General features: G+C 43.8%; 1 pseudogene. It reads left to right on the forward strand.

The features are described from left to right. Positions 1–242 (forward strand): annotated as a pseudogene (locus BP621_RS15035) (PGF-pre-PGF domain-containing protein); the annotation flags it as partial. Between the last annotated feature and the right edge of the window lie 112 nt (positions 243–354).

Raw genomic sequence — 354 nt, forward strand, 5'->3', positions numbered from 1 at the left:
TCTTCTTCGAGTCCAAGACTTCTCCGAGTTTCGGATGCTTCACAATTGTAGTACCCGGTAAGACTGTAGAAATGAAACCCTCCAATCCTGTAGACACCAGCTCTTCAACCACAAAAAGTTCGGAACAGAGTCCTAAAAATGATGCAGAAAAACCTTCTGACAAGAGCTCTATCCCGGGTTTTGAGTCTGCAGTAGCCGTTGGAGTCCTTGGAGTTGTATACCAGATCCTGAGAAGAAAGTAATAAAGTACTGAATCTAGAAACAAATTCTATATGAAGCAGCCCTCAAAGCTGCTTATCTTTCTTTTTTGAAACAACCGTTGATCCGCAACCGTTGAGCTGCAACCGTTGCGCC

Origin of the sequence: Methanosarcina sp. UBA5 (assembly GCF_002505485.1) — an archaeon.
Classification (GTDB): domain Archaea; phylum Halobacteriota; class Methanosarcinia; order Methanosarcinales; family Methanosarcinaceae; genus Methanosarcina.